31 protein-coding genes and 1 tRNA gene are annotated in these 24747 nt (G+C 45.5%); 25 read left to right on the top strand and 7 right to left on the bottom strand.

Going from position 1 to position 24747, the window contains the following annotated elements:
* Positions 1–2: 2 nt before the first annotated feature.
* Positions 3–1343: a hemolysin family protein gene (locus tag AWB54_RS07845; RefSeq protein ID WP_061214054.1), complete on the bottom strand. Its 1341-nt coding sequence runs from the start codon at positions 1341–1343 to the stop codon at positions 3–5.
* 647 nt (positions 1344–1990) lie between these two features.
* Here AWB54_RS07845 and AWB54_RS07850 point away from each other — a divergent pair.
* The 4 genes from AWB54_RS07850 to AWB54_RS07865 all read left to right on the top strand — a co-directional run bounded on the left by AWB54_RS07850 (position 1991) and on the right by AWB54_RS07865 (position 4734).
* On the top strand, positions 1991–2284 hold the full coding sequence (locus AWB54_RS07850) for a DUF2802 domain-containing protein (protein WP_061214055.1): 294 nt from the start codon (positions 1991–1993) through the stop codon (positions 2282–2284).
* Between the two features lie 168 nt (positions 2285–2452).
* Positions 2453–3217, top strand: a complete 765-nt coding sequence (locus tag AWB54_RS07855) for a DUF3298 and DUF4163 domain-containing protein (RefSeq protein ID WP_160328925.1) — start codon at positions 2453–2455, stop codon at positions 3215–3217.
* 182 nt (positions 3218–3399) lie between these two features.
* Positions 3400–3990 carry a Uma2 family endonuclease gene (locus AWB54_RS07860; RefSeq protein WP_061214057.1) on the top strand — a complete coding sequence of 197 codons (591 nt, stop codon included), beginning with the start codon at positions 3400–3402 and terminating at the stop codon, positions 3988–3990.
* Between the two features lie 186 nt (positions 3991–4176).
* Entirely contained in the window at positions 4177–4734 is a 558-nt protein-coding gene (locus AWB54_RS07865) for a metallophosphoesterase family protein (RefSeq protein ID WP_061214058.1), read from the top strand.
* Between the two features lie 417 nt (positions 4735–5151).
* Here the strand turns inward: AWB54_RS07865 and AWB54_RS07870 are convergent, their stop codons facing one another.
* Positions 5152–7194 (bottom strand): beta-propeller domain-containing protein, encoded by a 2043-nt coding sequence (locus tag AWB54_RS07870; protein WP_061214059.1) that lies wholly within the window; start codon positions 7192–7194, stop codon positions 5152–5154.
* Between the two features lie 180 nt (positions 7195–7374).
* Between AWB54_RS07870 and AWB54_RS15690 the strand changes: the two genes are divergently transcribed.
* Complete coding sequence (locus tag AWB54_RS15690; RefSeq protein ID WP_174520061.1) at positions 7375–7545, top strand: hypothetical protein; 171 nt, start codon at positions 7375–7377, stop codon at positions 7543–7545.
* Here the strand turns inward: AWB54_RS15690 and AWB54_RS07875 are convergent.
* From AWB54_RS07875 to AWB54_RS07885, 3 genes are all read right to left on the bottom strand, one after another.
* On the bottom strand, positions 7542–7931 hold the full coding sequence (locus AWB54_RS07875) for a type II toxin-antitoxin system HicB family antitoxin (RefSeq protein WP_061214060.1): 390 nt from the start codon (positions 7929–7931) through the stop codon (positions 7542–7544). The genes AWB54_RS15690 and AWB54_RS07875 overlap by 4 nt on opposite strands.
* 33 nt (positions 7932–7964) lie before the next feature.
* The gene (locus AWB54_RS07880) at positions 7965–8138 is read right to left on the bottom strand and encodes a type II toxin-antitoxin system HicA family toxin (protein ID WP_061214061.1); all 174 of its coding nucleotides are present in this window, start codon (positions 8136–8138) and stop codon (positions 7965–7967) included.
* Between the two features lie 101 nt (positions 8139–8239).
* Positions 8240–8324, bottom strand: a tRNA-Leu gene (locus AWB54_RS07885).
* A 136-nt stretch (positions 8325–8460) separates the two neighbouring features.
* Between AWB54_RS07885 and AWB54_RS07890 the strand changes: the two genes are divergently transcribed.
* From AWB54_RS07890 to AWB54_RS07975, 19 genes are all read left to right on the top strand, one after another.
* A complete protein-coding gene (locus AWB54_RS07890; protein ID WP_061214062.1) occupies positions 8461–9150 on the top strand; it encodes an MBL fold metallo-hydrolase in 690 nt (229 codons plus the stop codon).
* A gap of 232 nt (positions 9151–9382) precedes the next feature.
* Positions 9383–10039 (top strand): metal-dependent transcriptional regulator, encoded by a 657-nt coding sequence (locus AWB54_RS07895; RefSeq protein WP_061214063.1) that lies wholly within the window; start codon positions 9383–9385, stop codon positions 10037–10039.
* Positions 10040–10282: 243 nt separating this feature from the next.
* Positions 10283–10504, top strand: coding sequence for a hypothetical protein (locus AWB54_RS07900; protein WP_061214064.1), 222 nt, complete (start codon positions 10283–10285; stop codon positions 10502–10504).
* Entirely contained in the window at positions 10485–11687 is a 1203-nt protein-coding gene (locus tag AWB54_RS07905) for a DUF2325 domain-containing protein (RefSeq protein ID WP_160328926.1), read from the top strand. The genes AWB54_RS07900 and AWB54_RS07905 overlap by 20 nt, the downstream gene beginning before the upstream one ends.
* A 17-nt stretch (positions 11688–11704) precedes the next feature.
* On the top strand, positions 11705–11890 hold the full coding sequence (locus AWB54_RS07910; protein ID WP_061214066.1) for a hypothetical protein: 186 nt from the start codon (positions 11705–11707) through the stop codon (positions 11888–11890).
* A 159-nt stretch (positions 11891–12049) separates the two neighbouring features.
* Positions 12050–13354, top strand: a complete 1305-nt coding sequence (locus AWB54_RS07915; protein ID WP_061214067.1) for an HD domain-containing phosphohydrolase — start codon at positions 12050–12052, stop codon at positions 13352–13354.
* A 16-nt stretch (positions 13355–13370) separates the two neighbouring features.
* Entirely contained in the window at positions 13371–13568 is a 198-nt protein-coding gene (locus tag AWB54_RS07920; protein ID WP_061214068.1) for a hypothetical protein, read from the top strand.
* Between the two features lie 53 nt (positions 13569–13621).
* Positions 13622–14701 carry an ABC transporter substrate-binding protein gene (locus tag AWB54_RS07925; protein WP_061214069.1) on the top strand — a complete coding sequence of 360 codons (1080 nt, stop codon included), beginning with the start codon at positions 13622–13624 and terminating at the stop codon, positions 14699–14701.
* A 39-nt stretch (positions 14702–14740) separates the two neighbouring features.
* Complete coding sequence (locus tag AWB54_RS07930; protein ID WP_061214070.1) at positions 14741–15499, top strand: nucleotide-binding protein; 759 nt, start codon at positions 14741–14743, stop codon at positions 15497–15499.
* Positions 15499–16806 (top strand): nitrogenase component 1, encoded by a 1308-nt coding sequence (locus AWB54_RS07935; protein WP_061214071.1) that lies wholly within the window; start codon positions 15499–15501, stop codon positions 16804–16806. The genes AWB54_RS07930 and AWB54_RS07935 overlap by 1 nt, the downstream gene beginning before the upstream one ends.
* Positions 16807–16819: 13 nt before the next feature.
* The gene (locus tag AWB54_RS07940) at positions 16820–18004 is read left to right on the top strand and encodes a nitrogenase component 1 (protein WP_061214072.1); all 1185 of its coding nucleotides are present in this window, start codon (positions 16820–16822) and stop codon (positions 18002–18004) included.
* Positions 18005–18035: 31 nt separating this feature from the next.
* On the top strand, positions 18036–19073 hold the full coding sequence (locus AWB54_RS07945) for a FecCD family ABC transporter permease (RefSeq protein ID WP_061214073.1): 1038 nt from the start codon (positions 18036–18038) through the stop codon (positions 19071–19073).
* Complete coding sequence (locus AWB54_RS07950; protein ID WP_061214074.1) at positions 19070–19855, top strand: ABC transporter ATP-binding protein; 786 nt, start codon at positions 19070–19072, stop codon at positions 19853–19855. Before AWB54_RS07945 ends, AWB54_RS07950 begins: the two co-directional genes overlap by 4 nt.
* A 104-nt stretch (positions 19856–19959) precedes the next feature.
* Positions 19960–20142 carry an ABC transporter substrate-binding protein gene (locus AWB54_RS07955; RefSeq protein WP_061214075.1) on the top strand — a complete coding sequence of 61 codons (183 nt, stop codon included), beginning with the start codon at positions 19960–19962 and terminating at the stop codon, positions 20140–20142.
* A 224-nt stretch (positions 20143–20366) separates the two neighbouring features.
* Positions 20367–20567, top strand: a complete 201-nt coding sequence (locus AWB54_RS07960; protein ID WP_061214076.1) for a hypothetical protein — start codon at positions 20367–20369, stop codon at positions 20565–20567.
* Between the two features lie 79 nt (positions 20568–20646).
* Positions 20647–20931, top strand: coding sequence for a hypothetical protein (locus AWB54_RS07965; protein WP_061214077.1), 285 nt, complete (start codon positions 20647–20649; stop codon positions 20929–20931).
* A 66-nt stretch (positions 20932–20997) separates the two neighbouring features.
* The gene (locus AWB54_RS07970) at positions 20998–22002 is read left to right on the top strand and encodes a helix-turn-helix transcriptional regulator (protein WP_153014686.1); all 1005 of its coding nucleotides are present in this window, start codon (positions 20998–21000) and stop codon (positions 22000–22002) included.
* Positions 22003–22110: 108 nt separating this feature from the next.
* Positions 22111–22188, top strand: coding sequence for a type II toxin-antitoxin system HicA family toxin (locus tag AWB54_RS15695; RefSeq protein WP_235811128.1), 78 nt, complete (start codon positions 22111–22113; stop codon positions 22186–22188).
* A gap of 42 nt (positions 22189–22230) precedes the next feature.
* Positions 22231–22641: a type II toxin-antitoxin system HicB family antitoxin gene (locus tag AWB54_RS07975; protein ID WP_061214079.1), complete on the top strand. Its 411-nt coding sequence runs from the start codon at positions 22231–22233 to the stop codon at positions 22639–22641.
* A 345-nt stretch (positions 22642–22986) separates the two neighbouring features.
* Here the strand turns inward: AWB54_RS07975 and AWB54_RS07980 are convergent, their stop codons facing one another.
* Complete coding sequence (locus AWB54_RS07980) at positions 22987–23322, bottom strand: type II toxin-antitoxin system RelE/ParE family toxin (protein WP_061214080.1); 336 nt, start codon at positions 23320–23322, stop codon at positions 22987–22989.
* Positions 23319–23624, bottom strand: coding sequence for a type II toxin-antitoxin system RelB/DinJ family antitoxin (locus AWB54_RS07985; RefSeq protein WP_061214081.1), 306 nt, complete (start codon positions 23622–23624; stop codon positions 23319–23321). Before AWB54_RS07985 ends, AWB54_RS07980 begins: the two co-directional genes overlap by 4 nt.
* 899 nt (positions 23625–24523) lie before the next feature.
* On the opposite strand from AWB54_RS07985, the gene AWB54_RS07990 reads away from it, so the two are divergent.
* Entirely contained in the window at positions 24524–24733 is a 210-nt protein-coding gene (locus tag AWB54_RS07990) for a hypothetical protein (RefSeq protein ID WP_061214082.1), read from the top strand.
* Positions 24734–24747: the final 14 nt, after the last annotated feature.

The raw sequence follows: 24747 nt of genomic DNA on the forward strand, positions 1-24747 counted from the left end.
GCTCAATCCTGGCGGGGCTTGGCCGGAAGTTTACGGATGCGGATGCGGTCGATGCGCATCCCGTCCATCTTTACCACTTCCAGCTGCAAATGTTCCTGCTTCACCACATCTCCCTCTTGCGGGCGCTGGCCCAGTTTTCCCAGAACATAGCCGGCCAGGGTGTTATACTGCTCCTCTTCCTCTTTATCAATCGCCAGGTCAAATCTCTCCATCGCGTCTTCAATGAACATACGGCCGCTGACCAGAAGCCTGCCGGATTCTTCGACAATGACTTCGGGTTCCTCATGGTCAAATTCATCCTGGATTTCCCCTACCAGCTCTTCCAGAACATTTTCCAGGGTCACAATACCGGCGGTACCTCCGTATTCATCCAGAACCACGGCAATGTGCTGGTGGCGTTTTTGGAATTCCGGCAGCAAACGCTCCAGGGGCATAACCTCGGGGATAAAGATAATATCCCGGCGTATCTGGTTCAGGTTTTCTATTCCTTCCTCCCGGGAGATGATGTCTTTAATATTTATCTGCCCGATTATCCGGTCCGGACTGCCGTCACAAAGAGGAAACCTGGTGTGTCCGGACTTGCGCGCTATAGCCAGGTTCTCTTCCAGCGGGTTCTGGATGTCCAGGAAAATAACTTCCGGGCGGGGAACCATTATTTCTTCGGCTATCCGGTTTTCAAAACGAAAAACATTTTGCAGCAATTCCTGTTCGCTTTTATTGATTTGACCGCCCCGGTAGCTTTCCGAAATGAGCATGCGCAATTCCTCTTCACTGTGTATCCTCTCTATCTCACCTTCCGGTTCCAAGCCCAGCAGCCTTACTACTTTATTGGCAGTTCCGTTTAACAAATGCACCGCCGGATAAAAAAGATAAAAGAAAGCCCGCATGGGAGCTGCCAGCCAGAGGCTTATAGCTTCCGCTTTCTGAATGGCCAGGGTTTTGGGGGCCAGCTCGCCGAAAACCACATGAAGAAAAGTGATTAGGGAAAAGGCCAGCAGAAAAGAAATGGAATGGACCAGGGCCGGGGTATTTATACCCCAGCGAAACAGCAAAGGGGAGATCAGGGTGGCTACGGCCGGTTCGCCCAGCCAGCCCAGGCCCAGGCTGGATAGGGTAATACCCAGTTGGCTTACCGAGAGGTAGGCATCCAATTTTTCAATACATTCTTGTACGCTCTCAGCTTTCTTATTCCCTTCCGCTACCAGTTGCCGGATGCGGGTGGGCCGAACCTTGACAAAGGCAAATTCAGCCGCCACAAAAATCCCATTGAGCAGCACCAGGAGAAGGGCAATAAGGATTTTGCCCAGACTAAAGAGGATATTAAGGCCAGCTGGATTTTCCATTAAAAAATTCTCCTTGCCAACAGTCAGATTAGAATTCGCTCAAGTTCAGCTTGCATCATGGCCGTAATTTATATGTACATAAAACCTGGGGGTAAATTATGAAAAGCATATGCATAAAAAACAGCAAAGTAGAATGATTTTTATGTAAATGTGAATCTACTGCAAAAAATCCTTTTTGTTGCATAAGGCTTGCCTAAACATACAAGTATAATAATGACTTTTTGCGGTGAAATCAACCGTTGGTGTTGCTCATGCGTAGACTGCGAGCGGAATAATTATGCAAGCAAATGCATAATTATTACTTTTTGCAGCGGAATCACAGTTACATTAGCAAATCTAAGTGAAGACAACTTAAGTATAACAGCAGGGGGAACTAACTGGAAGTCTCCTGTTCCAAATCTGAGTATTAGTAAATAGAATATACAAAATTCACCTTCCTTGCGTAAAAAATTCCTCTAGTTGGCTATTACCCAGTCATCGGTATATTATAGCTTTAGATCCGGTACTTCGGAGGCGGGGTGTAGTAAGCTGTTGCAGATTGAATTGCTGTTGGTCTGATTTCAAGAAGCACTAGCTCTGTGCTATACTGTATACCCCTGACCCAGTGGATGGAATTCATTGATGGGAAGTCAAAAGGAGTGATGGAAATGTTGGCAGCCAAAAACGAGCAAATAAAAAAGGCTTTCAACCTCCTGGAAATAATTAGTCAGGATGAGAAAGCCAGAATGATTTACGAAGCCCGACAGGCGGAAATCCACGACCAGGTAACCAGACTGGAGTCGGCTCGCGAAGAAGGTAAAGAAGAGGGTAAAAAAGAAGGTATCAAGGAACTGGCCATCAAGTTGTTAAACCGGGGTATAGATATTAATGTTATTATTGAAACTTCTGGTTTGAGCCGCCAGGAAATTGAAGTTCTAAAAGCAGAGTCAGAGAGAAACTAATTACGCTGCTATAATAAGTCCGGGGACTTTCCCTGGACTTTTTGCTGAAATGAGAAAAATGAAAGAACTAATACACCGTCCCACGCCCGCACAATAAATATTCCTTTGCAACTTGATAAAAAATGTTATTATTAAGGAAATAAGTATAAAATGAAGGGAGAGACTGTATTGGTAAGGAAAGTTCGCAGTATTACTATTCTGGGGGTATTAATAGCTTTGGTGATGAGTTGCCTGGGATGTAGCGGTAATTTGTCTGCAGCAAAACAGGAGTCGCCAATTAAAATTAGCACTGAGGAAATTAAAGAAAACAAGGATAATCTTGAGTTAAGTTTGAAAATTCCAGTTCTTAGCGAAATGAAAGATGAAAAGCTGCAGCAAAGCTTAAATGAGCGTTTTCGCAATCTTTTTCTACAACGCCGGGATGAAATGCTGGCTGAAAAGGAAGAAATGGATAAAGAACTAGATGAAGAAGATAAAGATAACCCGTTTGCAGATATTCCTTATGGATTAGCCAGCGATTATAAAGTGACATATAACAATAATGGCTTGCTAAGCTTTTATTTTGATAAGTACGAGTTTACGGGCGGAGCACATGGCATGACTTATCGCATGCCCTGTAATATTGATTTGAGAGATGGGTCGGAGCTGGAACTATCTGATATTTTTAAACCGGATAGCAATTATGAAGATCTTATTGATAAAGCAATACAGGCTGAGATAGCTAAGAATCCGGAAGGCTATTTTGAACCGGAAATGGGCGGTTTTAAGGGCATTGAAGACGACCAAACCTTTACGCTGCAGCCGGGCGGTATAACTATTTATTTCCAGTTATATGATATTGCTCCTTATGCTGCTGGGATACCGGAATTTAAAATTCCCTTTAGCGAGTTTGGTGACATGGTAAATCCTGAACTGCAAAAACGGCTTGAATAAATCCATGTCTTTACATCGTTTAGTGCAGGCGCATATCAAGGGGGCGGCTAAAAGCTAGCATTTTTTCCGGCCCCCGTGCCTACTGTTCCGCTTGAATTCCCATCGCCTTGCTTTCCTCTTGCTCTACCCTTTATAATGAAATCATACTAATATTACCAATAGAGTTTAAGGAGGCATTTCATTTGAACGTTCCCGCGTCAAAACCGGATAAAAAATATACCTATGCAGAATATTTACAATGGCCGGGGAATGAAAGGTGGGAAATTATTGATGGGAAACCTTTTCTGATGAGTCCAGCTCCGTTAACAGAACACCAAAGGGTATTGGGACAGCTCTTCGGCCAAATCTGGATGGGCCTTCAGCAAAAGCCCTGTCAGGTCTTCCCGGCTCCTTTTGATGTGCGCCTGCCTCGAGGAGAAGAAAACGATAATGAAATTGATACGGTGGTTCAACCCGACATCGTTGTGGTTTGTGACCCGGCCAAAATAGATAAACGAGGCTGCAAGGGAGCTCCGGATTTAATTATTGAAATACTTTCCTATTCTACCGCCAAAAAAGATCTGAATGAAAAATTCAACCTGTATGAAAGAGTGGGAGTAAAAGAATACTGGGTAGTTTTTCCGGGAGAAGCGGTCATTGAGGTTTATCATTTAGGTAAAGACATGAAGTATTGCAAAACCGGCACATACCAGGAAAATGACCAAATAGAACTGGGGATTCTGCCTGAGCTGGCTATCGACCTAAGCCTGGTATTTCCACAAAACCAGGCTTAAATTAACCCATGGGGCTAGCATGATCTTGATTGGCGAAGGTCTGATTGAAACAATACCAATGTCTTGACACGGTCTTCGTCTTTTTGTTATTCGGCAGGTTCCAGGCTACAGAATAAACCGGGACGTGGTAAAATAGACTACAAATCAACAAGAGTTAATAGCCCTGCTGGAAAGGAGAGTAAAGCTATGCGACTGGGAATAGTTAGTGATACTCATGGTAATGTGAAGAATTTGCGGCGGGTGGCTGAGGAATTGACAGAGAATCGGAAAGTTGATTGCATTATTCACCTGGGGGATGAATGTGAAGATATCAAGGTGTTGGACGAGTTTAAGGTTACTGTGCTGCTGGTGCATGGAGTTTATTGCCGCCATTACCAGGACCCGGATATACCCAATCGGATATTTTGCCGTTTTGATGGCTATCGTTTTCTCCTGACCCATACTGACAGCAAACATAAAAATGACCTCCCCGATGATCCGGATCCGCAAGAGCTGGCTATAGCCGGAGAAGTGGACATAATACTATATGGCCATACCCATATTCCGGGAATTAAGCGGGAAAACGCGGTTATATGGCTTAATCCCGGTCATTTAAAGGATGAGGACAAGAAGGGTTATGGTCCCAGTTTTGCGGTAATTGAGACTGATGATAAAGGGATTCTGCTGCAGATAATCGAACTGAATACCGGGAAGGTATTGGAAGAATTAGAGATAAAAAAAGATTTGAGACAGGGGAAGCATTGAAAATAGCCTGATCCATAAAATAATTAAATGAATGGTTCTACTGCAAAAACCCCTTTTTTGTTGCATAAGGGTTGCATAAATATACAAAGCGAGCGTTGGCGAAGCATGGATGCAACACCCGGCGAAGGCGAACAGGCGAAAGGGGGCGAGCGACAGGAGGTCGCGAGAGCGCTACCTCCCATGGACGGGAGATTAGCGCGGTACCCCTTGAGCCGCGAGACAAGCCGTAGGTGTTGCCCATGCGTAGACTGCGAGCGGAATATTTATGCAAGCAAATGCATAATTATTACTTTTTGCAGCGGAATCAAATAATCAATATATTTCAGAGTAAATTAGGGACTGGCCTATATCCCAAAAAGCCAGTCCCTTTGCTGTTAATATTCTAATTGAGTTATATACCTATGCCTCGCTTACGGGCTAACGCAGGTAAAGGCTCCCCACTTCCTTTAAATCTGTGATTTGGTGCGATTTTGCCAGGCTCTGGGACAGAGTATAAAGATTCTTTCCTATAAAAATTATGCGCTGTATATTTTTGCTGTCTTCGCACCAATAGTCACCGGCCCGCTGGTAATCAGCCGGGCTTAGATGGCTGATGCGGCCTTGCAGCTGGAAGCCGTGCTGCAGGTCAATCTTGTAAACATAGGCCCCCTGGAAAGAAAACTTGCCGTAAGCCGGAAAATCAGCTCTAGCCCGGTTTTTATCCGCTTCGCTCAAAGTCATGACGGTAACCGGGAAGGCCAGCAAATTCTTTTCCCGGGAAAAGAGCAAGGCCTTATGATCGCGTAACAATTCGGAGTCGGTTCCCCGGTCGCCTATAATCTCACGGGACATTTCCCGGGGGTTATTGACATCGGATACATCGAAGAGGGCGATTTTCATGCCCTGATAAAAGGCCTGAGCCTCATTGTTCCTGCCTTTGAGCTCAATTGTTTCCTTGCCAAAGCCGATAATATGGTTTTCATCATAAGGATGCAGGTAATCACTATAACCGGGAATTTTCAGCTTGCCCAGTATAGCTGGTTTGGCCGGGTCCTTCAGGTCTATGACAAAGAGGGGGTCAACAGTTCTGAAGGTCACCATATAAGCCCGGTCTCCCATGAAACGGGTGGAGTAAATCTGCTCCCCGGGAGCGATTCCTTCCAGTTTACCGGCAATATTCATTTCCTGATCCAGTACATAGAGGTTATTCTTGGAGGTATTCTCATCATTGCGCCAGATTTCTCCGCTGGTAGTGGCGATACGGAAATATGCCTTTTCCTCATCCATGGAAAACTGGTTGAGGATTCGGCCCGGAACTTCACCCTTGCCTTGATATTCAACCTTTCCCTGTTGCAATCCAAAGCGATAAATCCTGGTTTTGGGCCCAATCTCGGCATCTGGAGAGGGAAAGTCACTGTCCTTAAGCAGGGGGCGAGCAGGCTCCTGGCGGCTTACTGCAATATAGAGGTGGTTGATGGAGGCGTAGATGTTTTCACCGTTGCCCAGGCAGGTCTTCACCTGGGCGGGTTCATTACGGTTTATATCCACAGCGGCAATGATAATGTAGGCGGGATATATTTCCCCGGGGAAGTAATTGATCTGCCCACAATCGATTTGCTTAAAATCACTGCTAACGGCTGTATCACGATAGGAAGGCAGGATATTTTCCTCCTTTTCCTGAATGCGATACCAATCCAGGTGGCGATTGCTCACCAGATAAAGATGGGAACCGATCTTGCGCGAGGAGAGATAATTTCCTTCCAGTTCCAGCTCGCGGGTTTTCTTAATCTGGTTTTTATCGGTGATATCGTATATCAAGGCCAGGATGCCGGGTTGCCGATAAACCGGGGGAGGATAAATTTCCGCTTTCCTCTTAGGCATAGACCGGGCATATATTTCGTCATGGGAGTCTCCTATTACTACTAGATGTTTGCTATCCAGGAAAAGCTCGCGGGGGGTAAAGCCATGATTATCAAGCTTTATACGGCTAACCACCTGCATCTGCTCAGCTGGAATCGCCTTTATTACGACTATTTCCTGCTGATTGACCTGGTAAATATAGTTGCCGTCACTTTTAACTATGTCGGCTTCATCTACTCCCTGTACCTGGACATTGGTGGAGGAATAATCAGTCGAGGCCGCCACTAATGATTTAGCTGACTCCCGGGCTAAATTAACAGCGGCGCCGCCAGCCATTTCGTCCCGGGCCATAGGAGCTACAGCTGCCGTATCGTTCATCATTTTCATCTTAGATTCTTTGAGCAGTAGTTGGCCGGAATTAATCTTGGAGGACTTCTCATATTCCACCAAGAGCTTTTTCAGGTTATCTATGCTTCCTACCACTGGCAAAGGTTCAACCGGTTTTTGGGCTGGTGTGGCCGGAGTATTATCCAGAGCCATTACCAGGCTGGAGGCAAAAAAAAGCAGCATCAAGCCGATTATAACGCCGGGCCAAAAAGATTTCTTTTTTCCCACGGGCATGATTCAATCCCTCCTTCTTATTTACCATAGTTACGCTGAGGGGGTGGAAATTCTTACAGCAAGTAAATATTCTTTTCTTCAAGCGGATGATGGCCTGGCCCCTTACCCCTATACCACCGCTATTGGAGTAAATTCCAAAATCGCGGTAGAATAGAGAAAAACGCAAGGGTGGCGGATACAATGGCCAGAGTCAAGGAAATTACTGTCGGGGTTTACCAGGTAGGAGGTGACGGTTTCTCCCGTTCGGAAGACTGCTGCGTGTATCTGGTAGATGGCGGTGGAGAGTCTGCTTTAATTGATGCTGAAAAGATTGTGAGCCGGGGAATCAATCCCCCGGCTATTTTGGCTTAGTCTTGGATACCCAGTTGTTGTTTTAAGGCTTTTTGCAGGGTTTGGGAGAAATTGATACCGGCTTCATCGCCCAGGACTTTTAGATATTTAGGAACCGATACATTAATGCGCATAGTAATTAAGTCATTTGCTTTTCGATATTTTTCAAAGTCAATATCTACCCACGAAACTAATTCATTATCTTCATGCGGCGGTTCAGAGGTAGATGGTTCAGGGATTATGCGTCCGTCATCCTGTTCACATATTCCCCAAAGACCGATAGCGTCACGCGCCATATAAATTGCTTCGGCGAGGTCTTTACCTTGCGTATTAATATCGAGGTCAGGAACAGTTACAACATATCCTGAATCGCTTGGAGTGAGAATAACAGGGTATACTTTAAGCATTATATAACACTCTCCTTTGCAGGCGGCAGAGGATTATCCCAACCCTCGCCGCTTGATAATTTTCTTCGCCAGTATGTCATCTATTTCAGTTTGTCGCGAGATTGGTTCGTTTGCTGTACCGTTAGTGTAAATAGTATGGTCATGGCCTTCGCGCTTTAGCCACCATCCGTTTTTTTCCAGAAGTTTTATCAGGTCTTTCCGTTTCATTGCCTCACCTCTCGCTTATATTATACACAATAAGTATGTATAAGCAAGGGGGTTTTAATAAAGTTAAGTTTAAGACCGTTAACGGAGTAAAGATTTTTTTATGGTGCGGATGAGAGGACTCGAACCTCCACTATGTTACTCGCCAGATCCTAAGTCTGGTGCGTCTGCCAATTCCGCCACATCCGCATTTCATACATGAAATATTGTACCTGCCTGTATGGATTATTTCAACTGCCATTTGGAGTATATCAATATCCACCGCTATTGGAGCAAATTCCAAAATTGCGGTAGAATAGAGAAAAACGCAAGGGTGGCGGATACAATGGCCAGAGTCAAGGAAATTACTGCCGGGGTTTACCAGGTAGGAGGTGACGGTCTCTCCCGTGCGGAAGATTGCTGTGTATATCTGCTTGATGGTGGGGGAGAATCCGCTTTAATCGACACGGGAGCAGGAAGAAGCGCTTCCATGATATGGAATAATATCATTGCTGCTGCTGTAGATATGTCCGGCTTGAAGTATATTGTTGTCACCCACGGGCATATTGACCACATTGGCGGCCTGGCATTTCTAAAAGAGAAGCTGCAAGCGCAGGTAATTGCCCATAGCCTGGAACTGCCGGCTATTGAAGAGGGCTTGCCTCAGCTTACGGCTGCTTCCTGGTATGGGGTTACCTATGAGAAGGTGAAAGTAGAACAGGTACTTAAAGGGGAAGAACAAAGGCTTAAACTAGGCCAACTGGAACTTATTTGTCTCCATACTCCCGGACATACTCCAGGCGGGATATCTCCCTATGTAGATATCGCAGGGAAAAGGGTGCTCTTCGGCCAGGACATTCATGGTCCTTTCAATCAGCAATGGGGCTCAGACATAGAGCAGTGGAGGATTTCCATGCAAAAGCTGCTTGAACTCGAAGCGGATATACTATGTGAAGGACATTTCGGTATTTATTCACCGGCGGCGGCAGTAAGAAAGTATATTGAAGGTTACCTGCGCCAATATGCCCGGAAATAAGAAGTTTCTTTTGATTCGCTCCCTGTGCTCAGGTTACGCAAGCAGCGGTGAAAATGGGGGCAACAAGAATACTCCCCATGGACGGTGGACCAAGCAGCTATGAAAAGTGAATTTGCAGGCGATTGAATAGTAAAATTAAGATATAGAAGGAAATAGCAACCCCTACAACCTTACCCTGTTTTATGAAATATCGTAATATTGAAGGAAAAATATGTCTTAGGAAGTGATGCATGTGACTCAATCTATTACCCCTGCGCTGGAAGACTATCTGGAGGTTATCTATCGTCTTTCCGAAGAAAACGGTAGAGCCAAGATAAGCGATATTGCAAGGCGCATGGATATTGCCAAGCCGAGCGTAACCCAGGCTATTACCGCCTTGCGCAATGAAGGTATGGTTTACCAGGAACGCTACGGGCCGGTATATTTAACGGCGAAAGGGGAAAAAAAGGCCCGTGAAGTTTGGCACCGGCACCAGGTAATCCGTCAATTCCTGAGAGAAGTATTGCAGGTTAATCCAGCAACGGCTGACCGGGATGCCTGCTTGATGGAGCATAGTATCAGTGCAGAAACATTTTCTCGGATGGAAAAATGGCTGCAGTTGCCAGAAGAAGCTCCCGAAAAAAAACACCCGGTTGAGAAAGCGCTGCTGCCTCTTTCCGAATTGCTGCCCGGACAAAAAGCGCGGTTGGTTAAAATTGTCGGCACAGAATCCTGGCTTAGACAGCGGCTCCTGGAGATGGGACTGGTTCCCGGGGTTAAACTGGAATTGGAACGGGTAGCCCCCCTGGGCGATCCGATAGAGATTGGGCTCAAGGGTTTTCATCTTAGCCTGCGCCGGGAAGAAGCATCTATGCTGCTGGTTAAAGTGCTAGAGCGAGAGATAAATTAAGAGAAGATGGACCTCCCTTTTCGGTATCTTGGCCGGACGATTCCTTATCTATTTCTGCAGTTGTTGCTGTTTTCCGCTCAAGTCTTTTCCCGAAAAAAATTTAAGTATAAATCTATTGACAAAATTAAAAGATGACTGTATGATACAGATAATGATAATCAATATCATCAACCCGGAGAGACTGATATTGAGGTGTTAATTTGAATAAAAAGTTAGGAAAAACTAACAAATAGGGGAGGAGCAATGACGGTCTGTATTTTGGTATTTAGCCTGTGTGTTTTGCTTATCGTTTTGATTTTGATTAAACGGGTGAAACGTTTGCTCAGAACGCGCTTTGGCCCGACTTTCGAGGATGCCGGGAAAGAGAGCGTTATGATGAGCTATGCGGCAAGCGGGTTAAAACAACCAGCAAATGGGAAGAGAGTACTGGAGGAGAAAGATGATTATGAAAACAAAAATCAATAGTTGCAGTGCCGGATTATTAATGCCAGAGCGGAAAAAAATCTGGGAGTTAAGACCCAATCTGCATTGTTCCATATGCGGCACCTGCCTGAGCATTGAAGAACAAAGACAAATACTTAAAAAAATGAAGGTGCCGGAAAAAGACTACCGGGATTATGAGATACACGCTATAGTGGCGAACAACTTGTTCAGAGAAAACATGGTTTCTTGTATGATAAATGCTTATCTGGACAAGAAATACCGGGTCGAAATTGCTCGTTTTGGTTTTCTGGAAGAAGCCAAGCTGATGATGATCTGGCGGGATAAGATGGCCGAGGGGGATATTTGCGGACTATACTGGGCGGTGTTGACCAATCCTCTTCTGCCTGAGGAGAGCATCAATCGGGTTGTTGGCGAGGTGCATATGCTGTCGCATTTAAATGGTGGTCTATGCCGGCAGGAAAGAATGAAATTGAAGCGATTGGCCGAAGAAAAACAAAAATATGTAGTGAGATTGCGGCAGTGCAGATCGAGGGAAAAGGAATTGGCGGCGGAATTAGATGCAGCGAGAATCTGCATCGCTAAAATGGAAAGGCAGCTTCAAGAACAAAATACAAGAAGCAGATCATCGGAAGATGGACAGGATTATCGGCAAATGCTAAACAGTCTTAAAATTGAGAATAATGAATTGCGTCTTAAATTGGAAGAGCTAAACCGCAAGTGCCAGGATTATAAGGAAGAATCCCGGCAACTGCTCAGGGATAATGACGAACTGGAAAAGCAAGTACGACAGCAAAAAGAGGCCATTATTCAATTGTGCCGGGAGTCAAAAATGATGGCCCGCTGCCAGGCTCTTGATTCTGGGATATCGGCAGGCGGGGAAGCAGGGGAAATCAAAAAAAGGCGGCTCCTTCTGGTAGGGGGAAACAGCGGCTTGAATAATCACTATCGGGACTTAATCAATGGTATGGGTTGGGAATTCCGCCATCATGACGGCTGCCTTAACGGCGGGCGGCAAAGCTTGACGGAAATGCTGAAATGGTCGGATTTGATACTTTGTTCCCTTGATGCCAACAGTCATGGAGCAGTACATTGCGTTAAAGAATTGGCTCCTAAACTGCACAAGGAATACCGGCTGCTGGGCAATAGCAGCCTCAGCGGCATAAGCCGGGCTCTGGCCGAGCAGTCGGATACATGCACAGCTTAATCGAGGAGGTGGAGAATTTGGGACTGAAACGGATGGAAAATGTGCTGGATTATCTAATCGCTTTAGACCGTAAGAGGCCTCTGGAAGAGATGAGTTGTGCAGAAACGAGGGATCTTTTGCAAGCGCTGGGCTGGAAAGACAACCGGGATTATGAATTTGCTCGCCATAAGCTGCTCCGCCTGGTCAAGTTTATAACGAGGTAAGATATGCCCCCGCTTATTTTAAGCGGTCGGTTTCCTATTAACAAAACAGGCGGCGGGTTCTGGTTCCCCGCCTCGTTGCAGCGCTGTGTTGAAACTGCTTAAGCAGTTTCTTCCGATGTTTTAAAGCGGTAATAGATAAGGTTTAGTGGGGTGATAAAGATGCTGGCCGAAAAGCTGGATAACAAAACCATCGAAAACAGGAATACCGTGCCGGTCAGTCTCAATAAACTAATTGCGGCGCTTTCGGCTGCGGTCGATTTGGCTGGTAGTTCTGACCGCAAGCATTCGCTGCGCACCGCCTATATAGCAACCCGCCTGGCAAGCAACATGTCCATGGAAAAAGCGGAAGTTGATAATATTTATTATGCCGCCCTTTTGCATGATCTGATTCCAGCGCAAAGCTATTTCAATCAGAGCTTGATTTTTGAGATCCTGGGCAATCTGCCGTTGAGTTCGCAGGTAGCTAAACAAGTAGTGGCATTATGGCAATACAAGCAGGGAAATGGAATTGCAAGCCGGCTGGGCCACCTGAGTCTTTCCGAGCGTATTATATACCTGGCAGAATGTTTTGAAAACCAGTATTGCAATGGAGAATCAGAAGAGTACCTGTTGCGCAGGAGCTTATCGAACTGGAGCAATCGTGTTGCGGCTGCGGCAGATAAAAAAATAGCTGCCGCTCTGGCGGATTGTTTGCGCGAAGAGGCCTTCTGGCAGGATCTCAAGGAAAACCGGGTGCAGCGTGCCCTCGAACAGATGGCTCCTGACTGGCGACAGCAGCTGAATATTGATGATCTGGAAAAAGTAAGCCGTAGTTTTTCCTTGTTAATTGACCGTAAAAATCCCTATACCGGACAGCATTCTCAACGGGTGGGCATGATAGCGGGATGCTGCGCCCGGCTTTATGGGTTGGATTCGGCCATGTCTCGCCGGGTTTCCATTGCCGGTTACCTGCATGATCTGGGCAAATTATCGATACCTGAAGTCATACTAGACAAAGCAGGTTCGCTGACAGAACGAGAAATGCAGGCAATTAGGGCCCATCCCTATGATAGCTATGCGGTATTGAGCGAGATTGAAGACTTTACGGATATAGCCCGTTGGGCGGGAAATCATCATGAGCGCATGGATGGTAGCGGCTATCCCTGGGGGAGAAGCGATTTGACCGTTGTTGACCAGATAGTTGCGGTAGCCGATATTTATGAAGCCCTTACTTCGAACCGCCCCTACCGGCGGGCTTTAAGTCAGGGTGATGCTTTAAGCCTGATCAAGAAACAGGTGGCAAAAGGGAAGATCAGGCTGGAAGCTTATGAGTTATTGGAAATGACGGTAGAGAGCAAGAACAGTTGTAAAGAAGCAGACAATCTGGCCAATGCTCGCGGCAGCAGTTGTTGGTTTAGAGTATATTCGGGTTTTGACGCTAAGCAAATAGCGGCTGAAGGGCTGAAGCGGATAGATAGAATTTGAGGGGGGAGCAGATATAATGGCGGTTATAGGTGTTCAGCGATTGAGGGCCATATTGGCGGATTTGGAAAAGGAAAATGATGATTTGCATTATATGTCGCCGGAACAAAGTGAGGTTCTTTTTAACCGCTATCTTGCCCATTTGCAGGGAATATCAAAAGAAACGGAAAAGAATCGGCAGAAGGCGCTTAGATTTGAGGATTCCCGAAGCGTTTAGTCTGCCTAAAGGTGTTTGGATACAAATAAGTTGTGAGGGGAGCTTGAAAATAAATGCATATAATGAAAAGCCTTACATCAAAGATGGCAGCAATGATTATAAGCCTATTGCTGCTGGCAATAATTTTGCCTGCTTGTGATTCCGGGACAGAAAAGGAGGCTAAATCCAGTAGAACCATTATTGACCAGCGGGGGAAGCAGGTTAAAGTTCCGGGGGAAATAAATAGAATTGTGACTCTGCCGATCCCCCTCCCTTCCATGATTGTGGCTGTTGACGGCAACGGCAAGCGCATTGTCGGCATGCATCCCGAATCCAAATCGGCGGTGGAAAAAAGCACCCTTAAAAATATAAGTCCCGAACTTATGAATGTTTCCACCGCCTTTGTTCAGGAAGGCTTCGCCGTTAACATTGAAGAGCTGGTGAAGCTGCAGCCGGATGTGGTTTTTCAGTGGAAGCACCAGCCGGAAGAGATAGAAAAAATTGAAAACGCGGGAATTCCGGTTATAGCTTTGCAATACGGAACCCAGCAGGATTTGGAAGCCTGGTTGAAGATTCTGGGGGAATTGCTGGATAAAAAGCAACAGGTCAATAAAATCATCAACTATCACCATGAGGTTATCAATGATATCCGGAACAGAACCAGCACTATTAATGAAAAGGACAAACCCCGGGTAATGTATTTGAATGGGCCAGAACCCTCAACCAACGGCGGCGACAGCTACAATCATTTCTGGATTACAGCCAGCGGGGGGTGCAATGTGGCGGCCGATATAGAGGGAACCGGAAAGTATGTCAATATGGAACAGGTCTTAAGATGGAATCCGGAGATCATATATATTGGCAATTTCTGCAATTTACAGGCTGACGATTTGTTTAAAAATAAGATTCAAGGACAGGATTGGAGTCATGTTGCCGCGGTCAAGAACAGGCGGGTGTATAAGATTCCTCTGGCCGGGTACCGCTGGGATCCCCCGTCGGTGGAGTCGCCGCTTATGCTGAAATGGCTGGCGCAAAAGCACTACCCGGAGATTTTTGCGGATTATTCGATGGCAGCAGAGCTCAAGGAATTCTATAGGAATATTTACAACTATGAATTGTCTGATGAAGAAGTAGCCAGAGTATTGAAGGATTAATCGAATGCTGGTGCAAAAGCAGATTATGGAGGGAATATAGTGCGCAGGATAGCAATATATGGTAAAGGCGGCATCGGCAAATCTACCATCACCAGTACGCTGTCAGCCGCCCTTTCAACAATGGGCTATAGAGTAATGCAGGTAGGATGCGATCCCAAAGCCGATTCCACCATTACTCTCACTGCCGGGAAAACGCTTACCCCTATTATGGATTATCTAAAAGAACATGGGAAATGTGATTCTCTTGAGGAAATCACCGTACAGGGCTTTAACGGCATAGTCTGTGTCGAAACGGGAGGGCCCACTCCTGGTATTGGCTGTGCCGGAAGAGGGATTATTACTTCATTTAATGTGCTCGATGAACTGGGAGCTTACCAGGTTTTTAATCCCGATTTTGTTTTTTATGATGTGCTTGGCGATGTGGTTTGCGGGGGGTTTGCCCTGCCCTTGCGCCAGGGTTATGCCGATGAGGTGATCATCGTTACTTCTGGAGAACCTATGGCTTTATTCGCCGCCGGCAATATAAAAAAAGCCCTGGACAATTTTGCCGAACGCGATTATGCCCAACTGCGGGGATTAATACTAAACCTGCGCAATATTGAACGGGAAGAGGAAATAGTTTACGACTTCGCCGAGCGCATGGGGGTTCCTGTCTTCGGTATTATTCCCCGGGATAAGAATATTCAGCTTTATGAAAGCAGGCAGCAAACGGTTATAGAGGGCGATCCTGCTTTAAACATTTCGCGTTCAATCATGAAATTGGCCGAACAGATTATTGATTTGGGGGAGGCGAGTTGATGGCTTGCGCTCCGTATTCCTTATCAATCACGGAACTAAAGACGGCAGTAGAATCCGGGACGCGGAAATTACTTGATGGAGGCAGCTTGCGCTATTGCCCCCCCAGCGCCGGGGGCTGGGGAATTATTCGCGTTGGTCTCCTGGTGCCGGAATCCATCATGCTTTTTGTTTCGCCGGCGGGTTGCGGACGACACGGGGCTATTGCTGGTTTGCAGCTCGGATTCCGGCAGCGTTTGTTTTTCCTCTATGTTGATGAAGTTGATCTGGTTACCGGGCGTCATCTGGAAAGAGCCAAGGAGGCCGTTGAGGAAATACTGGCTTCCATTTCCCGGCCGCGGGCAATTATGATTTGCGCCACCTGTATTGACGACCTGCTGGTTTCCGATTATGAAAAACTGGCGGAGGAAGTGGAGAATGATTACCGAATACCGGTAAGAGCCTGCCATATGAATCCCATCGCCATGGATGGCAAAAAACCTCCGCAACTGACCATACAAAAGGCAATACATGAGTTTATTCCGGCAGTTAAGCAAAAAGAGCAGGCTATAAACATGCTGGGAAGTTTTGCTGCCATTAACCGCGGCAGTGAGTTTTACGAGTTAATGGCCGGTGCCGGCGTATCTCCAGTACGTCATATTGCCGCCTGTTCTACTTTCGATGATCTATGCAGCATGGGACGATCTTTTTACAATGTCTTGATAAAACCGGGAGGAAAGCTGGCGGCGGAGTATATGGCAAAAGCGTTGAATATACCCTATTGCTACGCCCCGGTGAGTTATGGACTGGAAGCCATAGCCGCCAGCTACCGCAAGCTGGAGGAACAGCTGGGGATAAGCCTGGATACCGCCGCTTATTATGAAAAGACGGAAAAGGCCATTAATTATTATAGAAAAATACTGGGTTCCATATCCATAGCCGTGGGAGAGAACATCAATGCCTGCCCCTTTGAATTAGCTCGCGCTCTGCTAAGTTATGGATTTGAAGTACCCTATATATTTACTGACCAGGTTTTAGACATAGACCGGGAAAATATAAATTGGCTGGCGGAAAGAAGACCGCATATAAAGGTTTTTACCAATGCTCATCCCAGTATGGCAAATTTCCTGGATGAAAAATTAAAGGTTGACCTGGCTATCGGTTTTGATGCCGGTTATTTCTGCTCGGGTGCCAAAACCGCAGCATTATCCATGGATTGCCAGGCTTATGGTTTTGAAGCCGCCAACTCGCTTTTGAAGGAAATGACGCTGGCTATGAACAATCCCCATAGCCATCGCGAGCAGATGTACGCCGCCGGGCTGGTTTTGTAAAGGAGATTCCGTTATGAAAGGCTTGTACAAGTATCTACCGCCGTTTGCCCCGGATTATTCGGGAGTTTGTTCGGTACTTTTCAACCTGAATGGTATAGTAATAATCCATGATGCCAGCGGCTGCACCGGTAATTTTACCGGCTATGACGAACCGCGCTGGTATGGGAGCAATGCCGCCATATTCAGCTCCGGCCTGCGGGAAATAGAGGCCGTGCTGGGGGATGATGAGCGTTTGATAAACAGGATAATGGAGGCTGTAGAAAGAATGCCGCGCAACTTTGTGGCTTTGCTGGGAAGTCCTGCCCCGGCAGTAATAGGTACAGATATGCAGGCCCTGGCCAGGATACTCAAAGCCAGATCCGGCTTGCCGGTATTAAGCTTCGACACTACGGGAATCAAGTATTATGATACAGGCGCTTCCCAGGCCTACCTGGAAATAGCCCGGAACTTCGTTAAACCTTGGAATGGAAAAAAGCAGGCCCTGGTGAACATACTGGGCGCTATACCGCTGGATATGGGAAAAGGAAAACGGGTACGAGACATAGGCCTGCTGCTAAGGCAATGCGGATTCTCAAAGGTATATGCCTGGGGGCAGAATGCGGGCCTGAAGGAAATCAGCCAGGCGGGCGCTGCCTCTCTGAATCTGGTGGTGGCTTATTCCGGTCTGGCAGTCGCCCGCTATCTCCATGAGCACTTTGCCACTCCCTATATGGTAGGCATACCAATCGGGCAAGGCTCCACCAATCAATTCATGCGCACGGCCAGTTCTGTTCTGGGGCTGGAAACCCCGCCCAGGACGACACCTTACTTGCTGCCCCCCAACACTTATGCCCAGGCACTGGTAATAGGCGAACAGGTCATGGCCGGCTCTATTCGCAGTTTCCTGCGCCTGGACTGGGGAATACGGAAGGTAAACGTGGCTTCATTTTTTGCCATGGACAAAGAGCTTTGGGAGGAGGGGGACAAATTCCTGGAAGAGGAAGATGATTTAAGCTCTTTATGCCAGAAGGAAAACTACGATTTGATAATCGGGGATCCTCTGTATGAGAATTTGCTCGGAGCAAACCAAGGCCGTTTTATTCATTTCCCCCATGTTGCCGTTTCCAGCCGCCTGTATTGGGATAATGAACCGGCGTGCGTCAGCAAGCAGCTGGAAGGATTATCGAGCAAATTGAAAACACCCGCCAGAAGAACATGAACATAAAATTTTACGCAGAAGGAGATTTTCCATGCGGGCTAAACGGAGTAGCTCAGATGAAAGCAAGAAATCAACATTAATAATGACCATACTTATTCTTATGCCGTTACTGGCATTCTTCCTCTCCCTCTGCATAGGCAGGTATCATATCGAAGCAGGAAGAACAGCGGGTATTCTCTTTAGCGCAATTGCCCATATAGAGCAGGCGGGCCTGGAATTGGAACAGTCCATAGTGTTGGATATCCGATTGCCGCGGGCGTTGCTTGCTATGATGGTAGGGGCGGGTCTGGCGGTTTCGGGAGCTGCTTTTCAAGGTCTGTTCGGCAATCCTCTGGTCAGCCCTCATATCCTGGGGGTGTCTTCGGGAGCGGGTTTTGGCGCGGCTATGGGCATACTCCTGTCAGGTCATCTGGCCGTGGTGCAGCTTCTGGCTTTGTTATTCGGTATTTTGGCAGTAATGGCAACCTTTATGATCAGCCGGCTTAAAGGTTCGACCCAGTTGTTTATGCTGGTGCTGGCCGGTGTTATCGTAGGAGCCTTTTTTCAGGCACTTATTTCTTTAATAAAATATGTCGCCGATCCCCAGGATAAGCTGCCCACGATTGTGTACTGGCTGATGGGCAGCCTTACCGGGGCTTCCTTCCATGACCTGCTGATCGCGATTCCGCTGATCGGTGCGGGAATTATCATTATTTTCCTTTTGCGCTGGAGAATAAATATCCTTTCTCTGGATGAGGATGAAGCCCGTTCCATGGGGATAAATGTTCAGCTTACCCGCTGGATTGTTATTGCGGCCGCCACCATAATAACGGCTACCTCTGTTTCCTTGTGCGGAATTATCGGCTGGGTAGGTCTGGTAATTCCCCATATCGGGAGGATGCTGGTTGAAACGGATCACCGCAAACTGATACCTGCTTGTATATCGATTGGAGCTTTCTATCTATTGCTTATCGATGATATCGCGAGAACGGCTACCGCCGCTGAAATACCGCTTTCCATACTAACCGCCGTTATTGGGGCGCCGTTCTTTGCTTATCTTCTTAGAAAAACGGGAGGTAAATGGTCATGAAGATTTCTGTGGAGCAGGGCAGTTTTGGCTACCCGGGAAGCAGGACCCTTTTTGAAAATCTTTGCTTTGAGGTGGAAAGAGGGGAGATACTGGCAATCCTGGGGCCTAATGGGGTAGGGAAAACCACCCTGTTGAAGTGCATGACTTGCATGCTGCCGTGGAACCGGGGAGCTGCATATCTGGATGGCCAGAATATCAAGTATTTTGACAGCGTTGATATTTGGCGCCATTTGGCCTATGTGCCGCAAGTTCATGCCAGCGTTTTTTCTTACTCGGTGCTTGATATGGTGTTAATGGGAAGATCGGCTCATATAAACTGGTTTTCCATGCCGGGGAAAAATGATCGCCGCGTTGCCCGTAATGCTTTGGAGAGTGTGGGGATTGGGCACCTGGCCAGGAGAATATGTTCGGAATTAAGCGGCGGTGAACGCCAGCTGGTGATGATTGCCCGGGCGCTGGCCGCGGAACCGGAGATAATTATTCTGGATGAGCCGGAATCCCATTTGGACTTCAGGAATCAGCTGATGATACTGGATATACTCGAAAGCATATCCCAGCAAAGGGAAATTTCCTGTATCATCAATACCCACTACCCCGAGCATGCTTTGCGTATATCCGATAAGACTCTGATTTTAGGCAAAGAATGCGATTATGTGGTGGGTGAGACGGAGGAGGTAATCAGCGAAGATAATCTGCAGAAGTTCTTTGCGGTAAGAACCAGGTTATTATCCTATACGGATCGTGGTGTTGCCAGAAAAACCGTGGTAGCGGTAGCGATTTAAAACAGGTTCCGTATGAGCAAGGTTAAATTCCTTTTAGGCGGGGAGGCGATCGAAAAGAGTTAGTCTTAACAAAAAAAATTAATTATAAAAAGGGGGAGAAATGCATGAAAAGAGCAATGATGTCAGTTGGGTTATGTGCACTGTGTTTATTGTTGGTTTCTGTTTATATGCTGGGTTGCAGTGATAAGAGTTCCAACAACATTGAAAAAGAGCTGCCGGAGACCAGAACTATTACGGATCAGTACGGACGGCAGGTGGAGATACCAGCTGAAGTTAATCGGGTTTAATATGCTTATCGATTTCAGACTCCGTAAATCCAAATTCTCTAAAAAATCTTTTTCCTTTTTAATTTAGTTCAAATTACAAAAACTCCTTACGAGCAATATCTGAATACGGCTTGGGGGCTGAAACAGCCCTAAAATGATGATAATGATAATCAGAATTAAACATGGTCCGTTAGGATTGGATTTGCTGCAATGGCTGGTTAATAAAATAGAACGGAGAGGATGAAATGGGAAGGTTAATCGATGATATACAACATATGAAAATGGATGTGGAACATGTAAAAAATGATGTTGAACATATGTTAAGAGATTTGGAAAACTTGGGGGATGGCCCCAATGCGGAAGACATAAAGACCCATTTGAGAGACATGGAGAATCATATGGAGGACCTTTATAGCCATGTATCTCACGTTGAAAATCACGAGTAAATCTTAATCCTTATCAGTCATTGCAGCATTATATATATGCAATTGGTTTGCCTGAAACAAGCGGACATAGTATAGAATTGTGGGCACTGGCTCGATACCCGATTATGCTTATGTGAAAAAGAATCCCTTCGATGTGGTGGCTGATTCAGATAAATTCAGCATCGCCTTTGTTTTTCCCGAGGCTTTTGAGGAGCTGCTGGAAAGTGATGTTGAACAGGAATTATGCTACAGTTATCGCTTGAATGGCCATATAACAGACAACCGGCTTAAGGACCTTATTGCCGAAATGGATATTGACGAGGCCATGGTGCAAAACTGCTATATGAGTGAAATCATCGACGAGGTGGAAGGCAAGGCCGGCTAATTTGTATTGGATAAATACTGGAATGCTTATTTCCTAAAAAACAACCAGGAAACAGGGGTTAGAGAGATGAACAACCATTTAATAATGAAGGATATTGATGAATACTATCAGGTTATGAATTCGGAACTGGGGATATTTGAGCAAATAGGTTCAACCTGCTGCTATCAAATTCATCCTCGTTGGGGGAAAGGCCTGGCGGAGAGGATTATCCTGGGTAATGGAGTGGAAATAAATATTTGGAATATGGAACTGGTGCAGGATTTAAAACTGGTTTGGCAGTTAGAAGAGAGATGCTTTGAAATAATGCACTGTGTCGAAGGTCATGCCTGCTATGGCGGATGTGAGTGCAAAAACGAAAAACAGATTAAGACTGGTGAATACGGTTGTTGGACCAATGACGGCAAGCAAAATTGGGTGCATTTCTCGGCTGAATTGCCGTGGAAAAGTATCTCGATTTGCTATGCGGAAGGCTTCATTAAATCATTCCTGGAGATGGCTCCCAGTTTAACTGATAGACAGGAAGTGAAATCAGTTTTAGATTACTATAACAAGGGAAACGATAGCTGCTATTTGGTTTCGCCGGATACTGAACTGGTTTTTTCTGAAATTATGAATTGTTCCCAGAAGGGAATTGCCAGGCTTCTATACATAAAAAGCAAGGTGCTGGAGATTTTCTCACTTTTTATTCAAAATGAACTGCTTTTGCGTAAGCATAAAAATTATAAAATATTTTTGAGCCGAGAAGACCGGCTGAAATTGGAACAGGCCAAAAGAATTATTGTGGACAATATGCTGGATCCTTTGAGCGTTGCTGAACTGGCCCTGCAAATAGACCTTAATGTTTATAAATTAAAAGTGGGTTTTAAAGAAATGTGGGGCACTACCATTTTTGGCTATCTGCGGGATATGCGCATGGAAAAGGCCCGCTTTTTATTATCCGGCACCCATAAAAATGTCGCCGAGGTGGCCCAGGAAGTGGGCTATTCCAATCCCAGCCATTTTAGTACTGCCTTCAGAAAAAAATACGGCATAAACCCGCACGAATATGCTAACCACTATAGGAGCTTGTAACTAAGAACATGCAGGGGAAAGAAGTTGGTATCGTATATTTGCGATACGTACCACACGTGTTAAAATAATTTTGTAACCCTGGAGGTCAAAACAAATGAAGTTCCGGGAGTGACCATTCCTTACCACAACAAAGATTTAAAAATGAAAACCGTTAACTCAATTCTTAAGCAAGCGGGGCTGAAATAAGCTCCAGCTTTACTGGGCTATACATATAAGGAGGTTTTTCTTGTGCAATTAGTTTATCCAGCTTGTTTTTATCCGTGCGAAGAAGGCGGTTACACGGTGATTTTTCCTGATTTGCCTGGTTGCGTAACGGAGGGAGATGACCTGTTGGAGGCCATGCATAATGCTATTGATGCTGCTTCCGGTTGGCTGTTGTTTTTGATTGAAGATGAAAAGCAACAAATACCAGAAGCAGCAGATATCAAAGCTATAATCCCCGACGAATATGAAAATGGTTTTGTAAGCCTGATTAATATTGACTTAAATGAGTATTCCAAAAAATACGGTCATAAAGCGATTAAAAAGACTTTAACCATCCCTGCCTGGTTAAACTCATTGGCTGAGGAAAACAATTTAAACTTCTCGCAAATCCTACAAAGAGCTTTAATTGACCACCTGGGAATTAAACATCCCTGAAGGCAAACAGAGGGACGTTCTTTTTGTTGGCTCATTACCATTTACACGGATGCTTATTCAGTCTCTTAACTGGCATCACAGCGGTTTTAATGTCTATTGTGAGTCAGCTATTAGTCCAGGGGATAAGGAAGGATTGGAGAAACTGGCTCTATTTATTAGAGCTCCCCTATCCCAGGAAAGATTGCGCTATATACCCAAATCCGAAGTGCATGACGGTATTGCCAGAGTAATCTATAGAGGTAAGAACAACGGGGTTCCCCCACATCAAAAATATCTGCCTCTCAACAGATGCCCGATAAACATGCTGTATCAAGTATTCTTTACTGAAAGCCGTTTTAATTCCTTTTATCCTCCTGCTTCCGTTTGCCGTAGCTGTTCTTCAATATCACATCCGCCATACATAATGCGGATAACTGCCACCGTCGTTTTTGTTTCTACAGGCAGATAAAACGCTAAATAGTTGTCCACTGGTAAAACCCGCAAACCCTTGCTGTGCCACGGCTCTTTTTGGTAAAGGGGATATCGCAGCGGCATTTCATTTAGCTTCGCGACCGTGTCCATGATCCGCCGTGATTGATTTTTTGCAGTTTCCGGCTCAAGCAGGGAAAATGCAATATACTCGAATATGCTGCATAAATCACGTTCTGCTTGCTCGGTGTAAACTACCTTCCATTTGCTCATATGCCATAGTCCTGGCGCATTCTATCGGTAATGCTTTCTGCAGAAATGACTCTTCCAGCGGTCAGATCAGCAAGCCCTTTCTCGATCTCAGCATTAAATTGCTCCTCGGTAAGCGAACTCACTGACAGTGGTTTGCTTTGCGGAAGCTTCAATTCGAAAGGAATACCTCGTTGAAGCACAACCTGTCTGAGGAAAAGTCCGATTGCATTTGACATCGGGATACCAAGCTGCTCTAAAACAAGCTCCGCCTGTTCTTTAACTTCCGGTTCGACACGGGCAAATATATTTGATGTTCTTGCCATAACGAGCACCTCCTATTCTGCTACTAATATACCAATTTGTATTGCGAAATGCAATCTATTAGCTAACGCGATATCCTTTAATCAATAGTAAAATGAGTAAATGAGGTATAATCCGCTGGTCAGGGGTTACTGGTACCTGATATTGAACTGAGAAAATATCCTGAGCTATGTTAGTATTTTATCAACTTGAGGATTCTGAACCTCTAATTATTAACACTTTTTTTAGCCGATTACCGATTGGTCAGTATATGCTTCATGAGCAATAGTCACGGATTCAGGTAGTCTATTAACTATTAAAATACCTCCCGGGGTAATAAAAATACCTCTGCGGGTTGATAATGATAATTAGTTTCAATTACAATGTAATTGAAAGATGATTCAGCAAAAAGCTTCGGAATTACAAGAAAAAACAGGCATCTTTTCATCAATGTTAAAGACCCAATATCAGAATAGTTAATACTTGATATTAATACGGTACGTTCAGATGGGAGACATTGATACAACATAATAACATATAAAAATCGAATGGCTAATCAACGCCGCAGAGTCCGGTGTCCGCCAATTCCCGGCGCACTGTTGCAAGGTCTCTGATTAAGGGTTTATCGGCACGATTCTTTATCAACGCCATATACAAAACTATCCGAAGCGACCATATTCAGGATTGCTTTTTATTAGCGTTCGAAACCACAGTCATAATCTATTACGTTAATCTCCGATGATGAAACAGATAAAGATAGTCTATTAAAATACTTCCCAGGGCTGATAATGATAATTGTTTTCATGATAATGTAGTTAGAAGCTGAAATAACAGCCGAGAGGGGGAAAGAAGAGCGGAAAGCCGTTATAACTGGATTCAGGCTATAACGCAAAAAGCCGTAAGCTTGCCCGAGGGACAAAAAGTGCCGCTGGAAGTTAACGAGACATTGCTGGATGATATGCCAGATAGCGCTGGGGCAAGAATGGGATATATCGAAAAGATAGACCTGGGGTGCAGTAAGAACGCTTGCGGCAATTGCTATATGAAGGCCGGCGGTGATAGCCATAAGCCTCTTATGTGGGCCATTACTAAAAAGGGTATTGATTTTATGGGAAAGCAAACATTGATTTAGAAAGGGTGATGAGG

Source organism: Syntrophomonas wolfei subsp. methylbutyratica (assembly GCF_001570625.1).
GTDB classification, from domain to species: domain Bacteria; phylum Bacillota; class Syntrophomonadia; order Syntrophomonadales; family Syntrophomonadaceae; genus Syntrophomonas; species Syntrophomonas methylbutyratica.